General features: G+C 66.9%; 16 protein-coding genes. 10 read left to right on the top strand and 6 right to left on the bottom strand.

Annotation, left to right across the window (positions count from 1 at the left end; translation table 11 throughout):
• Nucleotides 1–18: 18 nt before the first annotated feature.
• The 3 genes from B161_RS0102705 to B161_RS0102695 all read right to left on the bottom strand — a co-directional run bounded on the left by B161_RS0102705 (nucleotide 19) and on the right by B161_RS0102695 (nucleotide 5,544).
• The gene (locus tag B161_RS0102705) at nucleotides 19–2,229 is read right to left on the bottom strand and encodes an RNA degradosome polyphosphate kinase (RefSeq protein ID WP_018631818.1); all 2,211 of its coding nucleotides are present in this window, start codon (nucleotides 2,227–2,229) and stop codon (nucleotides 19–21) included.
• A 112-nt stretch (nucleotides 2,230–2,341) separates the two neighbouring features.
• Nucleotides 2,342–3,595: an AI-2E family transporter gene (locus B161_RS0102700; RefSeq protein ID WP_018631817.1), complete on the bottom strand. Its 1,254-nt coding sequence runs from the start codon at nucleotides 3,593–3,595 to the stop codon at nucleotides 2,342–2,344.
• A 167-nt stretch (nucleotides 3,596–3,762) separates the two neighbouring features.
• Complete coding sequence (locus tag B161_RS0102695) at nucleotides 3,763–5,544, bottom strand: ExeA family protein (protein WP_026310141.1); 1,782 nt, start codon at nucleotides 5,542–5,544, stop codon at nucleotides 3,763–3,765.
• Between the two features lie 277 nt (nucleotides 5,545–5,821).
• On the opposite strand from B161_RS0102695, the gene argB reads away from it, so the two are divergent.
• Nucleotides 5,822–6,748: an acetylglutamate kinase gene (gene argB, locus B161_RS0102690; RefSeq protein WP_018631816.1), complete on the top strand. Its 927-nt coding sequence runs from the start codon at nucleotides 5,822–5,824 to the stop codon at nucleotides 6,746–6,748.
• Between the two features lie 105 nt (nucleotides 6,749–6,853).
• Here the strand turns inward: argB and B161_RS0102685 are convergent, their stop codons facing one another.
• Nucleotides 6,854–7,516, bottom strand: a complete 663-nt coding sequence (locus B161_RS0102685; protein WP_018631815.1) for an alpha/beta hydrolase — start codon at nucleotides 7,514–7,516, stop codon at nucleotides 6,854–6,856.
• A gap of 245 nt (nucleotides 7,517–7,761) precedes the next feature.
• Between B161_RS0102685 and B161_RS0102680 the strand changes: the two genes are divergently transcribed.
• Genes B161_RS0102680 through B161_RS0102640 form a run of 9 tightly spaced genes read left to right on the top strand, consistent with a single transcriptional unit; the run spans nucleotide 7,762 to nucleotide 15,677 of the window.
• A complete protein-coding gene (locus B161_RS0102680; RefSeq protein ID WP_018631814.1) occupies nucleotides 7,762–8,244 on the top strand; it encodes an Rrf2 family transcriptional regulator in 483 nt (160 codons plus the stop codon).
• A complete protein-coding gene (locus tag B161_RS0102675; RefSeq protein WP_018631813.1) occupies nucleotides 8,241–9,320 on the top strand; it encodes a cysteine desulfurase family protein in 1,080 nt (359 codons plus the stop codon). Before B161_RS0102680 ends, B161_RS0102675 begins: the two co-directional genes overlap by 4 nt.
• 19 nt (nucleotides 9,321–9,339) lie before the next feature.
• Entirely contained in the window at nucleotides 9,340–10,890 is a 1,551-nt protein-coding gene (sufB, locus tag B161_RS0102670; protein WP_018631812.1) for a Fe-S cluster assembly protein SufB, read from the top strand.
• Nucleotides 10,887–11,405 (top strand): cupin domain-containing protein, encoded by a 519-nt coding sequence (locus tag B161_RS16390; RefSeq protein WP_018631811.1) that lies wholly within the window; start codon nucleotides 10,887–10,889, stop codon nucleotides 11,403–11,405. The genes sufB and B161_RS16390 overlap by 4 nt, the downstream gene beginning before the upstream one ends.
• Nucleotide 11,406: 1 nt before the next feature.
• The gene (gene sufC, locus B161_RS0102660; RefSeq protein WP_018631810.1) at nucleotides 11,407–12,165 is read left to right on the top strand and encodes a Fe-S cluster assembly ATPase SufC; all 759 of its coding nucleotides are present in this window, start codon (nucleotides 11,407–11,409) and stop codon (nucleotides 12,163–12,165) included.
• A gap of 1 nt (nucleotide 12,166) precedes the next feature.
• Nucleotides 12,167–13,426, top strand: a complete 1,260-nt coding sequence (locus B161_RS0102655; RefSeq protein ID WP_018631809.1) for a SufB/SufD family protein — start codon at nucleotides 12,167–12,169, stop codon at nucleotides 13,424–13,426.
• Nucleotides 13,416–13,973 (top strand): YIP1 family protein, encoded by a 558-nt coding sequence (locus tag B161_RS0102650; protein WP_018631808.1) that lies wholly within the window; start codon nucleotides 13,416–13,418, stop codon nucleotides 13,971–13,973. The genes B161_RS0102655 and B161_RS0102650 overlap by 11 nt, the downstream gene beginning before the upstream one ends.
• A 27-nt stretch (nucleotides 13,974–14,000) precedes the next feature.
• Nucleotides 14,001–15,221 (top strand): aminotransferase class V-fold PLP-dependent enzyme, encoded by a 1,221-nt coding sequence (locus B161_RS0102645; protein ID WP_018631807.1) that lies wholly within the window; start codon nucleotides 14,001–14,003, stop codon nucleotides 15,219–15,221.
• 21 nt (nucleotides 15,222–15,242) lie between these two features.
• A complete protein-coding gene (locus B161_RS0102640; RefSeq protein WP_018631806.1) occupies nucleotides 15,243–15,677 on the top strand; it encodes an HIT family protein in 435 nt (144 codons plus the stop codon).
• Here B161_RS0102640 and B161_RS0102635 read toward each other — a convergent pair whose 3' ends face one another.
• A complete protein-coding gene (locus B161_RS0102635; protein WP_018631805.1) occupies nucleotides 15,678–16,424 on the bottom strand; it encodes an SDR family NAD(P)-dependent oxidoreductase in 747 nt (248 codons plus the stop codon).
• 42 nt (nucleotides 16,425–16,466) lie between these two features.
• Nucleotides 16,467–17,387: a hypothetical protein gene (locus tag B161_RS0102630; RefSeq protein ID WP_018631804.1), complete on the bottom strand. Its 921-nt coding sequence runs from the start codon at nucleotides 17,385–17,387 to the stop codon at nucleotides 16,467–16,469.
• Nucleotides 17,388–17,396: the final 9 nt, after the last annotated feature.

Here is a 17,396-nt window from a genome sequence, read left to right as displayed (position 1 = left end):
CTCGGAGGCGCGCTTCGGTCAGTCGCGCGCCGCCTCAAGACGCGGCGCGTCCTTGATTCCGGCGCGGCCCCGTCCCGACAGGCTGGGGTTGTTCAGGAAGAACTCATGACAGTTGAAGGGCGCGCCTTCGCCGGAGGACTCCGCTTTGACATAGGAGCCGTCAGGACGCAAGATCCAGCTATTGGCCACGTCCTTCAGATTGGCCGCCATGACCTGAAGCAGGATCTGATCGCGCACGGTCTGATTGAGGATCGGGACCAGAGTCTCGATGCGCCGGTTCAGATTGCGCTCCATCCAATCCGCCGAGGAGATGTAGACCTTCGAGGATTTGCTCGGCAGCTTATAGCCGTTTCCAAAGCAGATGATGCGGGAATGCTCCAGAAAGCGCCCCACCACGCTCTTCACGCGGATGTTCTCGGAGAGCCCCGGAATCCCCGGACGCAAGGCGCAGATGCCCCGCACCACGAGGTCGATCTTCACGCCCGCCTGACTGGCTTCGTAAAGGGCGTCGATGATCTCGGGCTCGGTGACGGCGTTGAGCTTGGCCCAGATGCGGCCCGGACGCCCCTCGCGGGCGAGCGCGGCCTCGGCGCGGATTCCGTCCAGCATCGTGGATTTCAGAGTCAGCGGCGCGAAGGCCAGCTCCTCCAGAGCCTCGGGCTGAGCGTAGCCGGTGATGTAGTTGAAGATCTGCGCCGCGTCGCGGCCGAAGGCCGGATCGCAGGTGAAGAAGGAGAGATCCGTATAGATGCGCGCCGTGATCGGGTGATAATTGCCCGTTCCGAAATGGGTGTAATAGGCCATGCCCTGCGGCTCGCGGCGCACGACCATGCTGATCTTGGCGTGGGTCTTCCAATCCATGAAGCCGTAGACCACCTGCACGCCCGCGCGCTCCAGACGCCGCGCCTGACGGATGTTGGCGGCTTCGTCGAAGCGGGCCTTCAGCTCCACCAAAGCCGTGACCGACTTGCCCGCCTCGGAGGCGGCGCAGAGGGCGTCCACGATGGGGCTCTGATGCGAGGTGCGGTAGAGCGTCTGCTTGATCGAGACCACGTCCGGATCCTCGGCGGCCTGACGCACGAAGTTCACCACCACGTCGAAGGTCTCATAGGGATGATGGACGAGCATGTCCTTTTGCCGGATCGCGGCGAAGATGTCGCCGTGATGGTCGCGCACGCGCTCGGGGGCGCGGGGGGTGTAGGGGCGCCAGAGCAGATCCGGGCGGTCGTCGGAGATGAGCTGCGAGAGATCGGCCACGCCGATCATCCGGTCCACGACGATCATCTCCTCCGTGCCCACGATCATCTCCTTGGCGAGCATCTCGCGGAGATAATCGGGCGTCTCGGCGGTGACGGTCAGGCGGATCACCCCGCCCCGGCGGCGACGCTTGAGCGCGGTCTCGAATTCGCGGACGAGATCCTCGGCCTCCTCCTCGACCTCCATGTCGGAATCGCGGAGGATGCGGAAGGCGCCTTCGGACTGCACCTCATAGCCGGGGAAGACCCGGTCGAGATTCAGGTCGATGATGCTGTCGATGGACATGAAGCGCAAAGGCCGCGGCGAGACGCCTTCGGCGCCGGGCGCGTCGGGCATGCGCAGGAAGCGGCGCAGCTGCGAGGGAATCAGCAGCAGCGCCCGCATGGAGGCGCCGCCGATCTTGCGCTTCAGATCCAGCATGAATCCGAAGCCCTTGTTCGCCACGAAGGGGAAAGGATGGGCCGGGTCCACCGCGAGCGGCGTCAGGACCGGGAAGATCTCCGACATGAAGCGCTCGCGCGCCCAAGCGCGGTCCTCCGCCGAGATTCCTTCGGCGCCCACCACCGAGACTCCGGCGGCCTCCAATTCGTCGCGCAGAGAGGTCCAGCCGCGCTGCTGCGCCTCCATCAGCTCGCGGCAGCGGCGGTCCACCTGCGCGAGCTGCTCGGCGGGGGCGAGCCCGTCCACGCTGCGGGTGCTGACTCCGCGCCGCAGCAGGCCCCGCAGAGCCGCCACGCGCACCGTATAGAATTCGTCGAGGTTGCTGCCGGAGATCGCGAGGAAGCGCAGGCGCTCCATGAGCGGATGCTCCGGGTTCTGCGCCGATTCCAGCACCCGCTGATTGAACTCCAGCCAGGAGAGTTCGCGATTGAAGAAGCGCGCGGGATCATCCGGGGCGACGGGGCCGACGCCGAAGCTCTCCGCCGGAGCGGCGGGAACGAGGGCGGTCGAAACGGAGGCGTCAAAGCTCATGGCGTCCTGCCTGTGCGAATCTTGGGAACCGGGAGAGGCCGTCGGCTCCAAGGGCTAACGACCTGATTATGACGTTCTCATGACGAGAAGGCCCTCGCTCTTAAGGCCAAGCTCAGGAGGGCGAGGTTTTGGGCGGCGGCCCGACCGCGTCGTCGCCTTTGGCCTCGCGGGCCACGTCGGTCATGACCGCGGCCACCACGGCGGCGGCCTCGGCCTTATCCTGATCCTTCGTCACCGCCGCGATCATGGCGGCGGCGTCGGCCTCGGCCTGAGCGTCGGGCGCGTCGCCCTTATAGAGCCGACTCTCGAAATAGCGCTCCAGCGCATAGCGGGCCAGAACGCCGATGGCCGCAGCCGCGGGCACCGCGATGAGCATCCCCGCGAAGCCGAAGAGCGAGCCGAAGGCCGATAAGGCGAAGATCAGCAAGACCGGATGCAGGCCCACCCGGTCGCCCACCAGCTTGGGCGAGAGGAAATTCCCCTCGACCAATTGGCCGAAGAGGAAGACGCCCGCCACCGCCGCCACCATGATCCAGTCGCCCCAGAACTGGCTGAGCGCCACGCCCACCGAGAGCAGAAGCCCCGTCGCCGAGCCCACGAAGGGGATGAAGGAGATCAGACCCGCGAAAATGCCGATCAGCAAGCCGTAATTCAGCCCGACCAAAGTCAGGACGATGGCGAAATAGGTTCCGAGAATCAGGCAGACCAGCAATTGTCCGCGCACGAATCCCGCCAGCACGGCGTCGATCTCGCGCGCCAGCCGACGGATGACCGGAGCATGGTCGCGCGGCAGCCAGGCGTCTATGGCCTTCACCATGCGGTCCCAGTCGAGGAGCATGTAGAAGGCGACCACCAAAGCGATGGCCGTATTGGCGACCGCGCCGACCAAAGCCGCGCCGCCGCTCAGGACGGTCTTCGCGATCTGCACGCCGCCCGTGGCGGCGGCGTCGCCCACGCTGGCCAGCGTCGAGCCGACGGTCGAGCCGACGTCCGCGCCGCCCGAGCCTAAATCGACGTTCAGCCGCTCCAGAAGCCCCGTCGAGCCGAGCAGCCCCATGGCCCAGTCGCGGGCCGAGGCGAACCAGCCCGGAACGCTCTCGATCAGCCCCGCCGTCTGCGCCGCGATGGCCGGACCCACCAGAGCGCCGAAGAGGATCACGCTCGTCAGCAGCAGGATGGTGATCAGCGCCGTCGCCCAGAGCCGCGAAAATCCGCGCCGCTCCAGACGATCGGCCACCGGGTCGAGGAAATAGGCCAGCGCCATGCCCGCCAGAAAAGGCGTGATCACCGCGCCCAGCAGCAGAAACAACCCGACGAAGACAAGAAGCAGAAAACCCCAGGTCAAAACCTGCCGCTGCGCGCTCATGCCGCCTCCCCGCTCAGAGAACCGCAGGCGACGAGGCGCCGCCTTCTCCGAAGGTGGAGGGCGGCGCAGGCCGCGTCAAGGCGACGGGCCCGAGGGAATCCGCGCGCAGAGGGCGGACAAGGCCGCCCCGCTCGGGGGGCGGCCCGGTCAGGCGCCTCCGACGCGCCTCAGCGGATGGGCGCGAGGTCGCGCATGGAGACCGACCGCGCATAGAGCAGATTGGCGGTGTTCCAGTCGCGGTCGGCGCGGGCCTTCTCGGACAGGGTTTCGTAAATCCCCGCGAGCCGCTCCACGCCGCGTTTGGCGACTTCGTTGTTTTCGTCGAGCGCCAGAGCGCGGCGATAGGAATCGTAGGCGTTCTGACTGCGCGGCTCGATATATTGGCTCATCTCGAAATAGCGCTCGCCGTCGAGGGCGTAGGCCGCCGAAGCCGTGAGCGGATCGGTGTCCACCAGACTCAGCATGAGGATCTTGCGCATCTCGCCGAGCGGCAGATTGAAGGCCTCCATGATGGGGGCGTCCACCGCGCCGAAGAGCCAGAGCTGCACCGTGTCCACGCCGCGCAGCAAAACGCCCTTGACCGCCTGCATGATCCCCGGCTCCTGAGGCTTGGCCTCCGCGAGCGCGCCGTCCACGCCGACCCCGAGGCCGATGGGCGTCGGCGCCGGAGGCGGATCCAGCCAGGCGACGATGGAGCCGCTCACGGCGTCATAGGCCCGGCCGGCCGGGCCGCTCAGCCCGATCAGCACGGCCAGAGCCGCCAGAATCACGCCGACCCGCACGCCCCAGCGCATGGCGTCGCGGCCGCGGCCCCGGGCGCGGGTGCGCGGACGACGGACTCCGCCCTTGCGGCCAGCGCCGTTGGAGGCGGCGGTCTTCTTGCGCCCGTCCTCGAAGATCTCGCGCTTGCCGACCAGACCTTTGACCTTCGCCCCGAGCTGCTCGGAGACGCTTTGCTTGCGGCGGCGGCGCAAGGAGCGGTCGCCTTCGCTCCAGACGTCGGGATCTTCGTCCTCGTCCTCCTCGGGCGCCTCGTCGGCGTCGTCGGCGCCGTCGCCGAAATTCAGCTCGATCTTGGGCGCGGCGTGGAGCAGCGGCTCGCCATGCGGCTCGTCGTCGACGGGCGGGCCTTCCGGCTTGGGCTCCAGCATGAGCGCCTTGGCGGCCTCTTCGACCATGTCCTGATCGATGGAGCGGCCGGGAGTCTCGGCGGCGAAGAGCATCGCATGGGCGCAGACCATGCCCAAAAGCCGCGGATTGCCCGCCGTATAGAGCGCCAGAGCGTCCACGCCTTCGGGCGTGATGGGCTCGCTGGTCATGCGCGCGATGGGCGCGAGGCGGCGTTTGAGGAAGGCCTCCATTTCGGAGCGCGTGAAGTTGCGGAGCTGAAAATGCGCCCCCACGGCGGCGCGGGCGCCGTCGAAGCGCGGCTCCGAGAGCTTGCGCGTCAGCTCGTCGCCGCCGATCAGCACGAATTGCAGACCGATGGGACGGCCCTTCTTATCGGCGCCGAAGCGCAGAAGGCGCGGCAGATTCTCCAGCACCTCCTCGGAGAGATTCTGAGCCTCGTCGATGAGGATCACGAGGCTTTCGCCCGCCTCGGCGCGCATGAGCGTGAAGCGCTTGACGGCCTCGGCGTTGCTGCGGGCGTCGGGCACGCCCTTGGCGGCGTCGAAGCCCTTTTCGATGAAGTTGACGAACTCCATCACGCCGAGATTGGCGTAAGGCAGAGTCAGAAAGCGGATGGAGTCGCCCGCCTGCTGGGTGATGGCGCGCATCACGGTGGATTTGCCCGAACCCGTCGGGCCGGAGATCACGATCAGGCCGAGTCGAGCCGCGACGCCTTGCAGCGCGCCGTCGATGGCGCGCCAGTGAGCGGAGTTGAAGTAATAAGGCGCGTCCTCAGCGTTCAGATCGCGATCGCGGGCCTGCGCCAGAATGCTCGACATGTCTCTCCGCTCCCCATACCGCCGCGCGGCCGCCCAAAGACGAGGCGTCCGACGTCGGGAGGATAGGCCCGGAACCTTAAAGAATGGTCGCCCCAAGGGCGCGCCGCCGCCGCAAGGGAGCCGCGAGAGGGCCGCGAGGAGGCCGGAAGGGGCCGCGAAGGACGCGAAATTCGGTTTTCAGCCTTCTCAGGGGGGGCTAAACACAAGGCCTTCCGCTCCGCCGCGCCGTCCGGCGCCGCGCCCTTCCGCCACGCCTTCCGGAGGCTTCGTCCGCATCATGTCTCAGACGTCCGTTCCGCCCGCCTCCCCCCTCGCCTCGCGCGACGACCTGCAGATCGCCGCGCGCACGCTGGCCGAGGGCCTGCCCTATCTCCAGAGCTACGCCGGACGCGTGGTGGTGGTGAAGTTCGGCGGCCACGCCATGGGCGACGCCAAGGCCATGGCTGATTTCGCCCGCGACATGGCTCTGATGAAGCTGGCGGGGGCGCATCCGGTGGTGGTGCACGGCGGCGGCCCGCAGATCAACGAGATGCTGAAGCGCCTCGACATCCGCACCGAGACCGTCGCGGGGATGCGCATCACCGACGCCGCCACCGTCGAGGTGGTCGAGATGGTGCTCTCGGGCAAGGTGAATAAGGAGATCGCCGCGGCCATCGGGGCGGCGGGCGCCAAATCGGTGGGTCTGGCGGGCAAGGACGCCCGGCTGATCGTCGCCGAAAAGATGTATCAGAAGGCCCGCGACCCCGAATCCAACATCGAGCGGGCGCTGGACATCGGGCTCGTCGGCAATCCGGTCGAGGTGAATCCGGAAGTGCTGGAGGTGCTGATCAAGGCGGGCTTCATTCCCGTGGTGGCGCCGGTCGGCGTGGGCCGCGAGGGCGAGACCTACAACATCAACGCCGATCTCGCGGCGGGCGCCGTGGCGGCGGCCATGAACGCCGAGCGCCTCCTGCTGCTGACCGACGTGCCGGGCGTGAAGGGCGCGAACGGCGAGCTGCTGACCAACCTCACCCGCGAGGAGGCCGAGGATCTCATCGCCTCGGGCGTCATCAGCGGCGGCATGATCCCGAAGGTGCGCACGGCGCTCAACGCGCTGGATCTCGGGGTGAAGGCGGTGGCGATCCTCGACGGGCGCGCGCCGCACGCCGCCTTGCTGGAGCTGTTCACCCCCACGGGCGGCGGCACCCTGATCCGCAAGGTCTGAGATCCGCAGGGTCCGACGGGCGCGCCGCTCAGGCCCCGGAGCCGGAGCTTGAGACGGGAGGGGGGCGCCTTTCGGCCGCCCTCCCCGCTTGGGCTTCAGCCCCGCTTAAGAGGCCGCAGGCGCCGAGAGATCGCCGAGCCGGGGGCCGACATAGCCCTTCACCAGCCCGAGCATGTCCTCCATGCCCTTTTCATAGAAGTGATTCGCCCCTTCGAGCGTCTCATGGGAGATGACCACGCCCTTCTGCGTGCGCAGCTTGGCCACCAGCCGGGCCACGTCCTCGGGCGGGGCCACGCGGTCGTTCATCCCGTTGACGATCAGCCCCGAGGCCGGGCAAGGCGCGAGGAAGGAGAAGTCGTAGAGATTCGCCGGCGGCGAGATGGAGACGAAGCCCACGATCTCCGGGCGGCGCATCAGAAGCTGCATCCCGATCCAGGCGCCGAAGGAGAAGCCCGCCACCCAGCATTGCGGCGCGGCGGGATTCATCGTCTGGAGGTAGTCCAGCGCCGAAGCGGCGTCGGAAAGCTCGCCGACGCCCTGGTCGTACTCGCCCTGGCTGCGGCCCACGCCCCGGAAGTTGAAGCGTAAAACCGAGAAGCCGAGATCATGCAGAGCGTAATAAAGGTTATACACGACCTTGTTGTTCATCGTGCCGCCATGCTGCGGATGCGGATGCAGCACCAGCGCGATGGGGGCGTCTTTGGTCTTGCTGGGCTGATAGCGCCCTTCAAGACGCCCTTCCGGGCCGGGGAACGTGACTTCAGGCATGGATTCTCCGCATTCGGCGCATCCGTCGCCCGTCCCCGCGAGGGCGGCGCGGCGGCGCGATGTTCTTGACGAAATCGCTCCGGCATTTTAGAGTTATTCTAAATTTCAGGCGTCGCTGGCCGACGCCCGAAACGCCGGGCCGCCACAGCCGCGACGCCGCCGACGTCAAGCCCTTGTCAAGTAGTCGTCGCCGCGCTCCGGGTCAACTCAGCCGCTCACCTCTCGCTCTGGAAAGACAAGCAAGAATGAAACTGAGCACCAAAGGCCGCTACGCCGTGACCGCCCTCGCCGACATCGCTCTTCAGCCGCCGGGGGCGCCGGTGGCGCTCGCCGACATCTCCGAGCGGCGCGACATTTCGCTGGCCTATCTGGAGCAGATCTTCCTCAAGCTGCGCAAGGCCGGGCTGGTCGAGAGCTTCCGCGGCCCCGGCGGCGGCTATCTGCTGACGCGCCCTTCTTCGGAGATCAACATCGCCGAGGTCATGACCGCCGTCGAGGAGAGCCTGCGCGCCACCCAATGCAGCGGCGCCATGGGCGAAGGCTGCACCATGGATAAAAGCGGCAAAAAGACCCATTGTCTGACGCATAACCTCTGGGAGCGGCTGTCGAGCCATGTCCACGTCTTCCTGAGCCAGACCTCCCTCGCCGACGTGGTGGGCGAGCGCGTGGCCGGATGCCCCGCCATGCCCGATTTCGCCGCCCTGCTCATGGAGGAGGGACAGGCTTGAGCCGCCTTCCGCGCCTTTATCTGGATTGGAACGCCGCCGCGCCTCTTCGCCCCGAAGCGAAGAGCGCGATGCTCGCGGCCATGGAGACGGCGGGGAATCCCTCCTCCGTCCACGCCGAGGGCCGCGCCGCGCGCGCCATCCTCGAAACCGCCCGCGAGCGGCTGGCGGCTCTGGCCGGCTGCAAGCCCTCCGAGGTGGTCTTCACCAGCGGGGCCACCGAGGCTGCGGCCATGATGCTGGCGAATCCGCCGGGCGGGCTGAAGGCTTGGGGGCCGCCGGATCTGCATTCCTGCGCGATGGCTTGGCGCGATCCTGAAATCTCCGAGGATCAGGCCCGGGCGGAAGGCCGCCTCCTCGCCTTCGCCGCCGCCGAGGGCGAGACCGGAGCCATCCGCCTTGAGCAGGCCGAAGCCGCCGCGCGAGCGGGGGCTCAGGTCTTCCTCGACGCCTCTCAGGCCATGGGCAAGATCGCTTGGCGCTTCGACGCCGCGCCTTTCCGGGCGGCGGTCCTCTCCTCCTCGAAATTCGGCGGCCCCAAGGGCTGCGGCGCGCTGATCCTGCGCGAAGGCGTGGAGATCGAGCCGCTGCTCAAGGGCGGCGGACAGGAATCGCGCCGCCGCTCCGGCACCGAAAACCTGATCGGGATCGCGGGCATGGGCGCCGCCGCCGAAGCCGCGAAACGCGATCTCGAAGCGGGAGTCTGGGCGCAGGTCCGCGACCGCCGCGACCGCTGGGAGGCCGCGCTCAAGGCCGAAGCGCCCGAGGCCGCGATCTTCGCGGCGCAGGGCCCGCGTCTGCCCAACACCTCGGCCTTCGCCCTTCCGGGCTGGCGCTCCGACACCCATATGATGCAGCTGGATCTGGCGGGAGTCGCGGTGAGTTCGGGCTCGGCCTGCTCCTCGGGCAAGGTGGCGGCCAGCCATGTGCTGAAGGCTCTGGGCGTTCCTGAGGCTCTGGCGCAAGGCGCGATCCGCGTCAGCCTCGGCCCGACCACCACGGACGCCGAAGTCGATCGATTCATCGAGATCTGGACTGGCCTGCATAAGCGCCGTCCCACCCCGCAAGCGGCGGCCTGAAGCCGCAAAGGAAGCTGATATGAGCGTCGAGCCTCAAGAGATCGCCCTGCGCGAGGGCGTGGACCGTGAGACCATCGAAACCGTCCAGTCCATGGCGGGGAAATATAAATACGGCTTCGAAACCGACATCGAGACCGAATACGCCCCCAAAGGTCTGAACGAAGACATCGTGCGGCTCATCTCCTCCAAGAAGGGCGAGCCGGAATGGATGCTGGAATGGCGTCTGGCGGCTTTCCGGCGCTGGCTTCAGCTGCGCGAGCCGACTTGGGCCATGCTGAGCTATCCGAAGATCGATTTTCAGGATCAATATTACTACGCTCAGCCTAAGAGCTTCAAACAGCGCCCGAAAAGCCTCGACGAGGTCGATCCCGAGCTGCTGCGCATGTATGAGAAGCTCGGCGTGCCTTTGCGCGAGCAGGCGATCCTCGCGGGCGTCGAGGGCGCGGGCGAGACTCCCGCCGAGGGCCGCGAGGAAGGCGCCTCCTCCGGACGCCGGGTGGCCGTGGACGCGGTGATCGACTCGGTGTCGGTGGCCACCACCTTCAAGGACGAGCTCGCCAAGGTCGGGGTGATCTTCTGCCCCATATCCGAGGCCATCCGCGATTATCCGGAGCTGGTGAAGCAATATCTCGGCTCGGTGGTTCCGGTCTCGGACAACTTCTACGCCACGCTGAACAGCGCCGTGTTCTCGGACGGCTCCTTCGTCTATGTGCCGCCGGGGGTGCGCTGCCCCATGGAGCTCTCGACCTATTTCCGCATCAACGCGGAGAAGACCGGCCAATTCGAGCGCACGCTCATCATCGCCGACAAGGGCTCTTATGTGAGCTATCTGGAGGGCTGCACCGCCCCCATGCGCGACGAGACCCAGCTGCACGCCGCCGTGGTCGAGATCGTGATCCTCGACGACGCCGAGGTGAAATATTCGACCGTGCAGAACTGGTTCCCCGGCGACGAGGAAGGCAAGGGCGGAGTCTATAATTTCGTGACCAAGCGCGCCGATTGCCGCGGCAAAAACGCGAAAGTCATGTGGACTCAGGTGGAGACGGGTTCCGCGATCACGTGGAAATATCCCTCCTGCATCCTGCGCGGCGAGAACTCCCAAGGCGAATTCTACTCCATCGCCATCGCCAACAACATGCAGCAGGCCGACACCGGCACCAAGATGATCCATCTGGGCAAGAACACCCGCTCGCGGATCGTCTCGAAGGGCATTTCGGCGGGCCGCGCCCAGAACACCTATCGCGGACAGGTCAGCGTCCATCCCAAGGCGACCCATTCGCGCAATTACACCCAATGCGACAGCCTGCTGATCGGCGATCAATGCGGCGCCCACACGGTGCCCTATATCGAGATCCGCAACAATTCCTCGCGCGCCGAGCATGAGGCCACCACCTCCAAGATCGCCGAGGACCAGCTCTTCTATTGCCAGCAGCGCGGCATGTCCGAAGAGGAGGCCGTGGCTCTGGTGGTCAACGGCTTCTGCAAAGAGGTGCTTCAGGCCCTGCCCATGGAGTTCGCCGTGGAGGCGCAGAAGCTGGTCGCCATCAGCCTCGAAGGCAGCGTGGGATGACGACGGAGCAGAAGTCTCCGGCGCGCGGCCCGGTGGTCTGCGCCGCCGAGGCCCCCCGCAGCCGTGAGCGCCATGGCGAGAAATTCGACATCGAGCGCGCCCGGCTCGGGCCGCTCATCGGCGCGAAGCAGATCGGCTGCGGCTATGCGGTCGTGCCGCCGGGCAAGCGGGGCTTTCCTTTTCATAACCACCATGTCAACGAGGAGCTCTTCGTGATCCTCGAAGGCGAGGGCGTTTATCGCTATGGAGCGGCGGAATATCCCGTGAAGGCGGGCGATCTCTGCGCGGCCCCGGCGGGCGGCGCAGAGACGGCGCATCAACTCATCAACACAGGCGCGGGGCCCCTCGCCTATCTCATGATCTCCACCTCGCATGACGCGGAGATTCTGGAATATCCCGATAGCGGCAAGTTCATCGCCGCGCATCGGCACGGGGCCGGCGGAGGCTACGCCAGCGCGCCTTTCAAGGTCGCCGGAAGGCGGGGCGACTGGATCGATTATTGGGACGGGGAATGACATGCTGAAGATCGACAACCTCCATGCGCGCCTTGAGGAAGAGCCGGAGCGGGTCATCCTGAAGGGCCTCTCGCTGGAGGTTCCGGCGGGCGAGGTCCACGCCATCATGGGGCCGAACGGCTCGGGCAAATCGACGCTCTCTTATATCCTCGCCGGGCGCGACGGCTATGAAGTGACCGCAGGCTCCGCGACCCTCGACGGCGAAGATCTGCTGGATATGGACCCGGACGCCCGCGCGGCGGCGGGGCTGTTCCTCGCCTTTCAATATCCGGTCGAGATTCCCGGCGTCGGCAACATGACCTTCCTGCGCACGGCTCTCAACGCCCAGCGCAAGGCCCGCGGCGAGCCCGAGCTTTCGGCGGCCGAGATCCTCAAGCTGGTGCGCGGCGAAGCCGCCAAGCTGGAGATCTCCGCCGACATGCTCAAGCGCGGCGTGAACGTCGGATTTTCGGGCGGCGAGAAGAAGCGTAATGAAATCTTGCAGATGGCGGTTCTTCAGCCGCGCTTCTGCCTGATGGACGAGACTGATTCCGGCCTCGACGTGGACGCCATGAAGCTGGTGGCCTCGGGCGTGAACGCTTTGCGCTCGCCGGACCGGGCCTTCCTCGTCATCACCCATTATCAGCGCCTGCTCGACCACATCAAGCCGGACGTGGTGCATATCCTCGCGGACGGCCGCATCGTGAAGACCGGCGGGCCGGAGCTGGCCTTGCAGGTCGAGAACGAGGGCTATGCGGGCATTCTCGGAAAGGCGGCCTGAGATGAGCGCCGTGCAAAAGCCCGTGGAGGAGCTGGCGCCTTGGCGCGCCGCTCATGAGGAATCCCAGATCGCCGGAGCGGCGGCTTTGGCTCCGGCGCGCGAGAAAGCCTTCGCCCGCTTCTTGGAGCTGGGCGGAGCCCCCAAGCCTCGCGACGAATATTGGCGCTACGCCCGCCCGGCTCCTCTGCTGGAGGCCCAGCCTCTGCGCAAGGCCGAGCAGGAGGATCCCTTCGCCGCCTTTGATCCGGTGGTCGTGGAGTTCGCCGAGGGCGTCCCGCATCTTCCGGCTGCGAGCGCGGAGAGCCTCGATCTGCGTCTGATCGACAAGGCCCCCTGGGCGCTGGAGTTCTACGGCGAGCTTGAGGCTCAAGGCCAATTCCGCGCGCCGCGTCCTTTGGCGGCCTGGAACACGGCGGTGGCGCGCACGGGCCTCGCGGTTCGGGTCGCCGAGGGTCAGGACGGCGGAATCCTCCATCTGCGCCATCTCTCCGCCGACGGCGCCACGCAAAGCCGCATCGCCGTCGATCTCCCCGAGGGCGCCAAGCTGACGCTCCTTGAATCGGGCGTTCTGGCGGGCGGCGTGGTGATTGAGGCGCGGCTCGCCAAAGGCGCGCAGCTCCATCATCTGCGGCTCCAGACCGAGCAGCCGGAGGCGCGCGCGGGCGTGGCCCATGTCTTCGCCGATCTCGGGGCGGAGGCGATTTATAAGGGCTTCACCCTCAGCTCCGACGGCCGCATGACCCGCAACGAGACCTATCTGCGCCTCAGCGGCGAAAAGGGCTGGGCGCATGTGGCTCAGGGCGTCTTGGGCGACCGCAAGTCGATCAGCGACACCACCCTCTTCATCCATCATGACGCGCCCCATTGCGAAAGCCGCCAGATCGTCAAATCGGCTCTGGCGGGGGAATCGCATGTGGTGTTTCAGGGCAAGATCTACGTCGCGCAGATCGCGCAGAAGACCGACGGCTATCAGATGAGCCAGTCGCTTCTGCTCGGCGAGCGCGCCGAGTTCAACGCCAAGCCGGAGCTGGAGATCTACGCCGACGACGTGAAATGCTCGCATGGCTCGACCTCCGGCGCTCTGGACGCCGACGCCTTGTTTTATCTCAAAGCGCGCGGCGTGCCTCACGCCGAGGCGGAGGCTCTGCTCACCGCGGCCTTCATCGACGACGCCATCCTTGAGATCGAGGACGAAGCCCTTCAGGACGTCATGCGGGCGCAGGTCGCGCGCTGGATGGAGGCCCGGGGGCGTGCGGCCTGAGACGGATCCTTTCCTCGCGCGGCTGCGCGAGGCTTTCCTCGCCCCGCGCCGCTCCATGCGGCGCGGTTTGGCGGAGAATTGGGGACCGAACGAGCGTTGGCTGATGGTCGCCGCAGGCGGCCTGATCAACGCTCTGGTCTTCCGGCTTCTCTTCGCCTCCTCTCCGGAGACTCAGGCTTTATTGACGCAGCTCGGCAAGAGCGGGTTTTACTTCGGCCTCGTTCTGGCGACTCTGCTGCAATATGGGCTGGTCTCCGGCCTGATCAATCTGGCGGGACGCCTCACCGGAGGCGCGGCCACGCCCGAGCAAGGGCGTTCGGTGGCGGCTTGGTGGACGCTGATCTCCGCGCTGCTGACGCCGCTCAGCCTGATTCCGATCCCTCTGGTGGCCATGTTCGCCTTCGTGGCGAATTTCGCGCTGCTGGCGGCCTATGTGGCTGAAGCCCAAGCCTATCGCAGCCTCGCGGCGACCATGGCGGCGGTGGCCTCGGCCGCGCTGCTGCTGGGCATGCTGATGCTCTCCATGCTGCAGGCGGCCCCCGCCTGAGTCTTCTCTTTTCTGAAGAGGCCCCTCATGGCTTACGACCTCGCCGCGATCCGACGCGACTTCCCGGCCCTCGATCTGAAGATCCACGGGCGGCCTCTGGTCTACCTCGACAGCGGCGCCAGCGCCCAAAAGCCCCGCCGCGTCATCGAGGCCATGGCCGAGGGCTACGCCCATGAATACGCCAACGTCCATCGCGGGCTCCATTATCTCTCGAACCTCGCCACCGAGAAATACGAAGGCGCGCGGGCGGTGATCGCGCGTTTCCTCGGAGCGGCCCATGAGGATGAGGTCGTCTTCACCACCGGCTCGACGGAATCGATCAACCTCGTCTCCTACGGCTGGGCGGCGCCGCGCATCCAGCCCGGCGACGAGATCCTGCTCAGCGTGATGGAGCATCACGCCAACATCGTGCCTTGGCATTTCCTGCGCGAGCGGCAGGGGGCGGTCCTGCGCTGGGTGGACGTGACCGACTCGGGCGAGCTGCGTTATGATCAGCTCGAAGCCGCCATAGGCCCCAAGACGAAGCTCGTGGCGCTGACCCATATGTCCAACGTGCTCGGAACCAAGGTCGACGCCAGACGCGCGACCGAGATCGCCCACGCCAAGGGCGTTCCGATCCTCTTCGACGGCAGCCAAGCGGCGGTGCATGGTCCGGTGAACGTCGCGGAGATCGGCTGCGATTTCTACGCGATCACCGGGCATAAGCTTTACGGGCCTTCGGCCTCTGGCGCGCTTTACGGCAAACAGGAGCGCCTCGCCGAGATGCGGCCCTTCAAGGGCGGCGGCGACATGATCCGCGAGGTGACTCTGGAGAACGTGACCTACGCCGATCCGCCTTTGCGCTTCGAGGCGGGCACGCCGCCGATCATGCCGATCATCGGGCTGGCCGAGGCGATCCGCTATCTGGAAGGCGTCGGCATGGCGGAGATCTCCGCCCATGAGGCGCGCATCCGCGATCTGGCCCGCGAGAAGCTCAGCGCTTTGAACTGGATCGAAGTGCAGGGCGACGCCGCCGATAAGGGCGCGATCTTCTCCATGACTATGGAGGGGGCGCATCCGCATGACATGTCGACGATTCTGGACCAATCCGGCATCGCGGTGCGGGCGGGGCATCATTGCGCTCAGCCGCTGATGAAGCGCTTCGGAGTCACGGCGACGTGCCGCGCCTCCTTCGGCATGTACAGCAGCCCCGAAGAGGTGGACGCCCTCATCGCGGGGCTGAAGACCTGCCGTCGGCTGTTAGGTTAAGGCTGCTTCAGGGGGGAAGCCATGGCTGAAAATTGCCTGTTCTGCCGGATCGTCAAGGGAGAGATCCCTTGCCATAAGATCTATGAAGACGAGGAGATCCTCGCCTTCCTCGACATTCATCCCATCCGGCCCGGCCATGCCTTGGTCATTCCGAAAGACCATCACGTCTGGTTCGAGGAGATCCCGGAGCCCTTGGGCGCGCGGGTCTTCGCCGTGAGCCAGGCCGTCGGGCGGAGCCTCAAGGAGATCACCGGCGTCGAGCGCGTGGGGATGGTCTTCACCGGCATTCATGTGCCGCATGCTCACGCCCATCTCGTGCCGATGCTGCATCAGCATGACGTCAGTTCGGAGATCTATCTCCGCGAGGGGCCGGAGGCCTTTCATCTGCCCCCGCAGCCCCCCGCCGAGGAACTGGCCGGAATCGCGGAGAAGCTGCGGGCGAAGCTGATCGGCTAATCAGCCGCCACCCGAAACCTTCAGAATCGAGCCGGAGACGAAGCGCGCCTCCTCGGAAAGCAGCCAGATCACGGCCTCGGCGCTCTCCTCCGGCTCGCCGACGCGGCCTAAGGGGATGCGCCCAGCCGCCGCCTCGACGCGTTCGGGCTTGCCGCCGTCGGCGTGGATGCGGGTGCGGGTCACGGTCGGCGAGACCGCGTTGACCCTGACGCCGAGCGGCCCCAATTCCTTGGCCAGCCCCAGAGTGAAGGCGTCCACGGCGGCTTTGCTCGCGGCGTAATGGACGTAGTCGCCCGGCGCGCCGCTGGTCGCGGCGGTCGAGGAGAGATTGACGATCCGCCCCTCGATCCCCGCCGCCCGCCAGCGCCGGACTACCTCTTGAGTCAGGCCCATCAATCCGAAGACGTTGACCTCGAAGGTGCGGCGCATGACCTCCATGGGCATATCGGCGAAATTCCCGATGCGCCCGGTGATCCCGGCGTTGTTGACCAGCATCGTGACCGGCCCCAGTTCGGCGGCGATGCGGTCGAGCGCCGGAGCGGGAAAGCCGGGATCGGCGACGTCGCCCCGCAGCGCCAGAACTTCGCCGCCCTCCGCCCGGATCTCCGCCGCGAGGGCCTCGGCGGCTGCGGAATCCTCGCGATAGCTGAAGGCGACCGCCCAGCCCCTCCCCGCCGCGAGCCGGACCACCGCCGCGCCGATCCCCCGGCCGCCGCCGGTGACGAAGACCACGGGTTTCTGAGACATGCGGGCGCTCCTTCTTTCTGCGCGTTCAGGCTTTCCGCGCGCTCAGGTCCGGGGACGGGCCAAGCCCTCCTCGGCGGCGTCGCGATAGCCCACCGAGAGCACGGCGGCGTAATACACCGCGCCGATCAGCCCAAGCGCGCCGTTGACGAAGACATAGACCCAGAACAGCGGCTGCGCCCGCAAGGCGCGCAGATTCTCCGCGGCCGCCTCGAAAAAGGCCGCATCCGGCCTCTGCGGAGCCGGAAGCCCGGCCAGTCCCGACACTAAGGCGCCGAAGAGCATCCCCAGCAGGAATTGCAGCAGGAAGAAGCCCACGCCGACGACCAGCATCGCCAGAACCATGTCCTTCAGACGAGGCCGCGAGCGCTCCACCGCCGCCGCGACGCTGAGATCCGCGTCGTCGGCCACCGCCGCCGGAAGCGCCAGACCATAACGCGCCGAAATGATCAGAAGCGCGACTATGGCCGCGAAGCCCAGGATCGGCAGCAGGCCTAAAACCGCATTCGGGTTATTGATGAAGAGGCTGAGAATCAGCCCGAAGGCGAAGGAGAGCGGAAGCAGGACGAGGAAGATCCGGAAGCCGACCACGATCATCCGCCAGAAGAAACTCCCCAGCCGACCCGGCGCATGGGCGAAATGGCCGAATCCGGGGCGCGGCTCGCCGCCGTAGAGAATCGCGGCGTGGGAGCCGAAGAGCAAAGCCACGTAAAGGAAGAGATAGACCACGGCCTGCAGCAGCATCGTCAAAGCGCCTCCGCCCGAGGGGAAGATCATGATCTCCTCCCTTGCTCCGGCGCTCCTCAGCGCCTCGGCCGTCTCCGTGAGCGTGGAGACCTGCATGCGGATGATCAGATGCTGAGCGAGCGCGAAGACCAGCGCGCAGAGCAGAATCAGCGGCAGATTGGCCCTCGCCGCCTTTGCGCCCGCCGCCAGAACCCGCCCCAGAAATCCCGGCTGCGCCATGCCGCCCTC

It is taken from the genome of Neomegalonema perideroedes DSM 15528 (assembly GCF_000374145.1).
Lineage (GTDB): Bacteria > Pseudomonadota > Alphaproteobacteria > Rhodobacterales > Rhodobacteraceae > Neomegalonema > Neomegalonema perideroedes.
The sequence above is the reverse complement of the archived record's forward strand: the minus strand, read 5'-3'. Positions and strand labels throughout refer to the sequence as shown.

Coding starts and splice junctions, on each gene's coding strand:
- B161_RS0102705 (WP_018631818.1), bottom strand. CDS start 2,229: ATGAGCTTTGACGCCTCCGTTTCGACCGCCCTCGTTCCCGCCGCTCCG.
- B161_RS0102700 (WP_018631817.1), bottom strand. CDS start 3,595: ATGAGCGCGCAGCGGCAGGTTTTGACCTGGGGTTTTCTGCTTCTTGTC.
- B161_RS0102695 (WP_026310141.1), bottom strand. CDS start 5,544: ATGTCGAGCATTCTGGCGCAGGCCCGCGATCGCGATCTGAACGCTGAG.
- argB (WP_018631816.1), top strand. CDS start 5,822: ATGTCTCAGACGTCCGTTCCGCCCGCCTCCCCCCTCGCCTCGCGCGAC.
- B161_RS0102685 (WP_018631815.1), bottom strand. CDS start 7,516: ATGCCTGAAGTCACGTTCCCCGGCCCGGAAGGGCGTCTTGAAGGGCGC.
- B161_RS0102680 (WP_018631814.1), top strand. CDS start 7,762: ATGAAACTGAGCACCAAAGGCCGCTACGCCGTGACCGCCCTCGCCGAC.
- sufB (WP_018631812.1), top strand. CDS start 9,340: ATGAGCGTCGAGCCTCAAGAGATCGCCCTGCGCGAGGGCGTGGACCGT.
- B161_RS16390 (WP_018631811.1), top strand. CDS start 10,887: ATGACGACGGAGCAGAAGTCTCCGGCGCGCGGCCCGGTGGTCTGCGCC.
- sufC (WP_018631810.1), top strand. CDS start 11,407: ATGCTGAAGATCGACAACCTCCATGCGCGCCTTGAGGAAGAGCCGGAG.
- B161_RS0102655 (WP_018631809.1), top strand. CDS start 12,167: ATGAGCGCCGTGCAAAAGCCCGTGGAGGAGCTGGCGCCTTGGCGCGCC.
- B161_RS0102645 (WP_018631807.1), top strand. CDS start 14,001: ATGGCTTACGACCTCGCCGCGATCCGACGCGACTTCCCGGCCCTCGAT.
- B161_RS0102640 (WP_018631806.1), top strand. CDS start 15,243: ATGGCTGAAAATTGCCTGTTCTGCCGGATCGTCAAGGGAGAGATCCCT.
- B161_RS0102635 (WP_018631805.1), bottom strand. CDS start 16,424: ATGTCTCAGAAACCCGTGGTCTTCGTCACCGGCGGCGGCCGGGGGATC.
- B161_RS0102630 (WP_018631804.1), bottom strand. CDS start 17,387: ATGGCGCAGCCGGGATTTCTGGGGCGGGTTCTGGCGGCGGGCGCAAAG.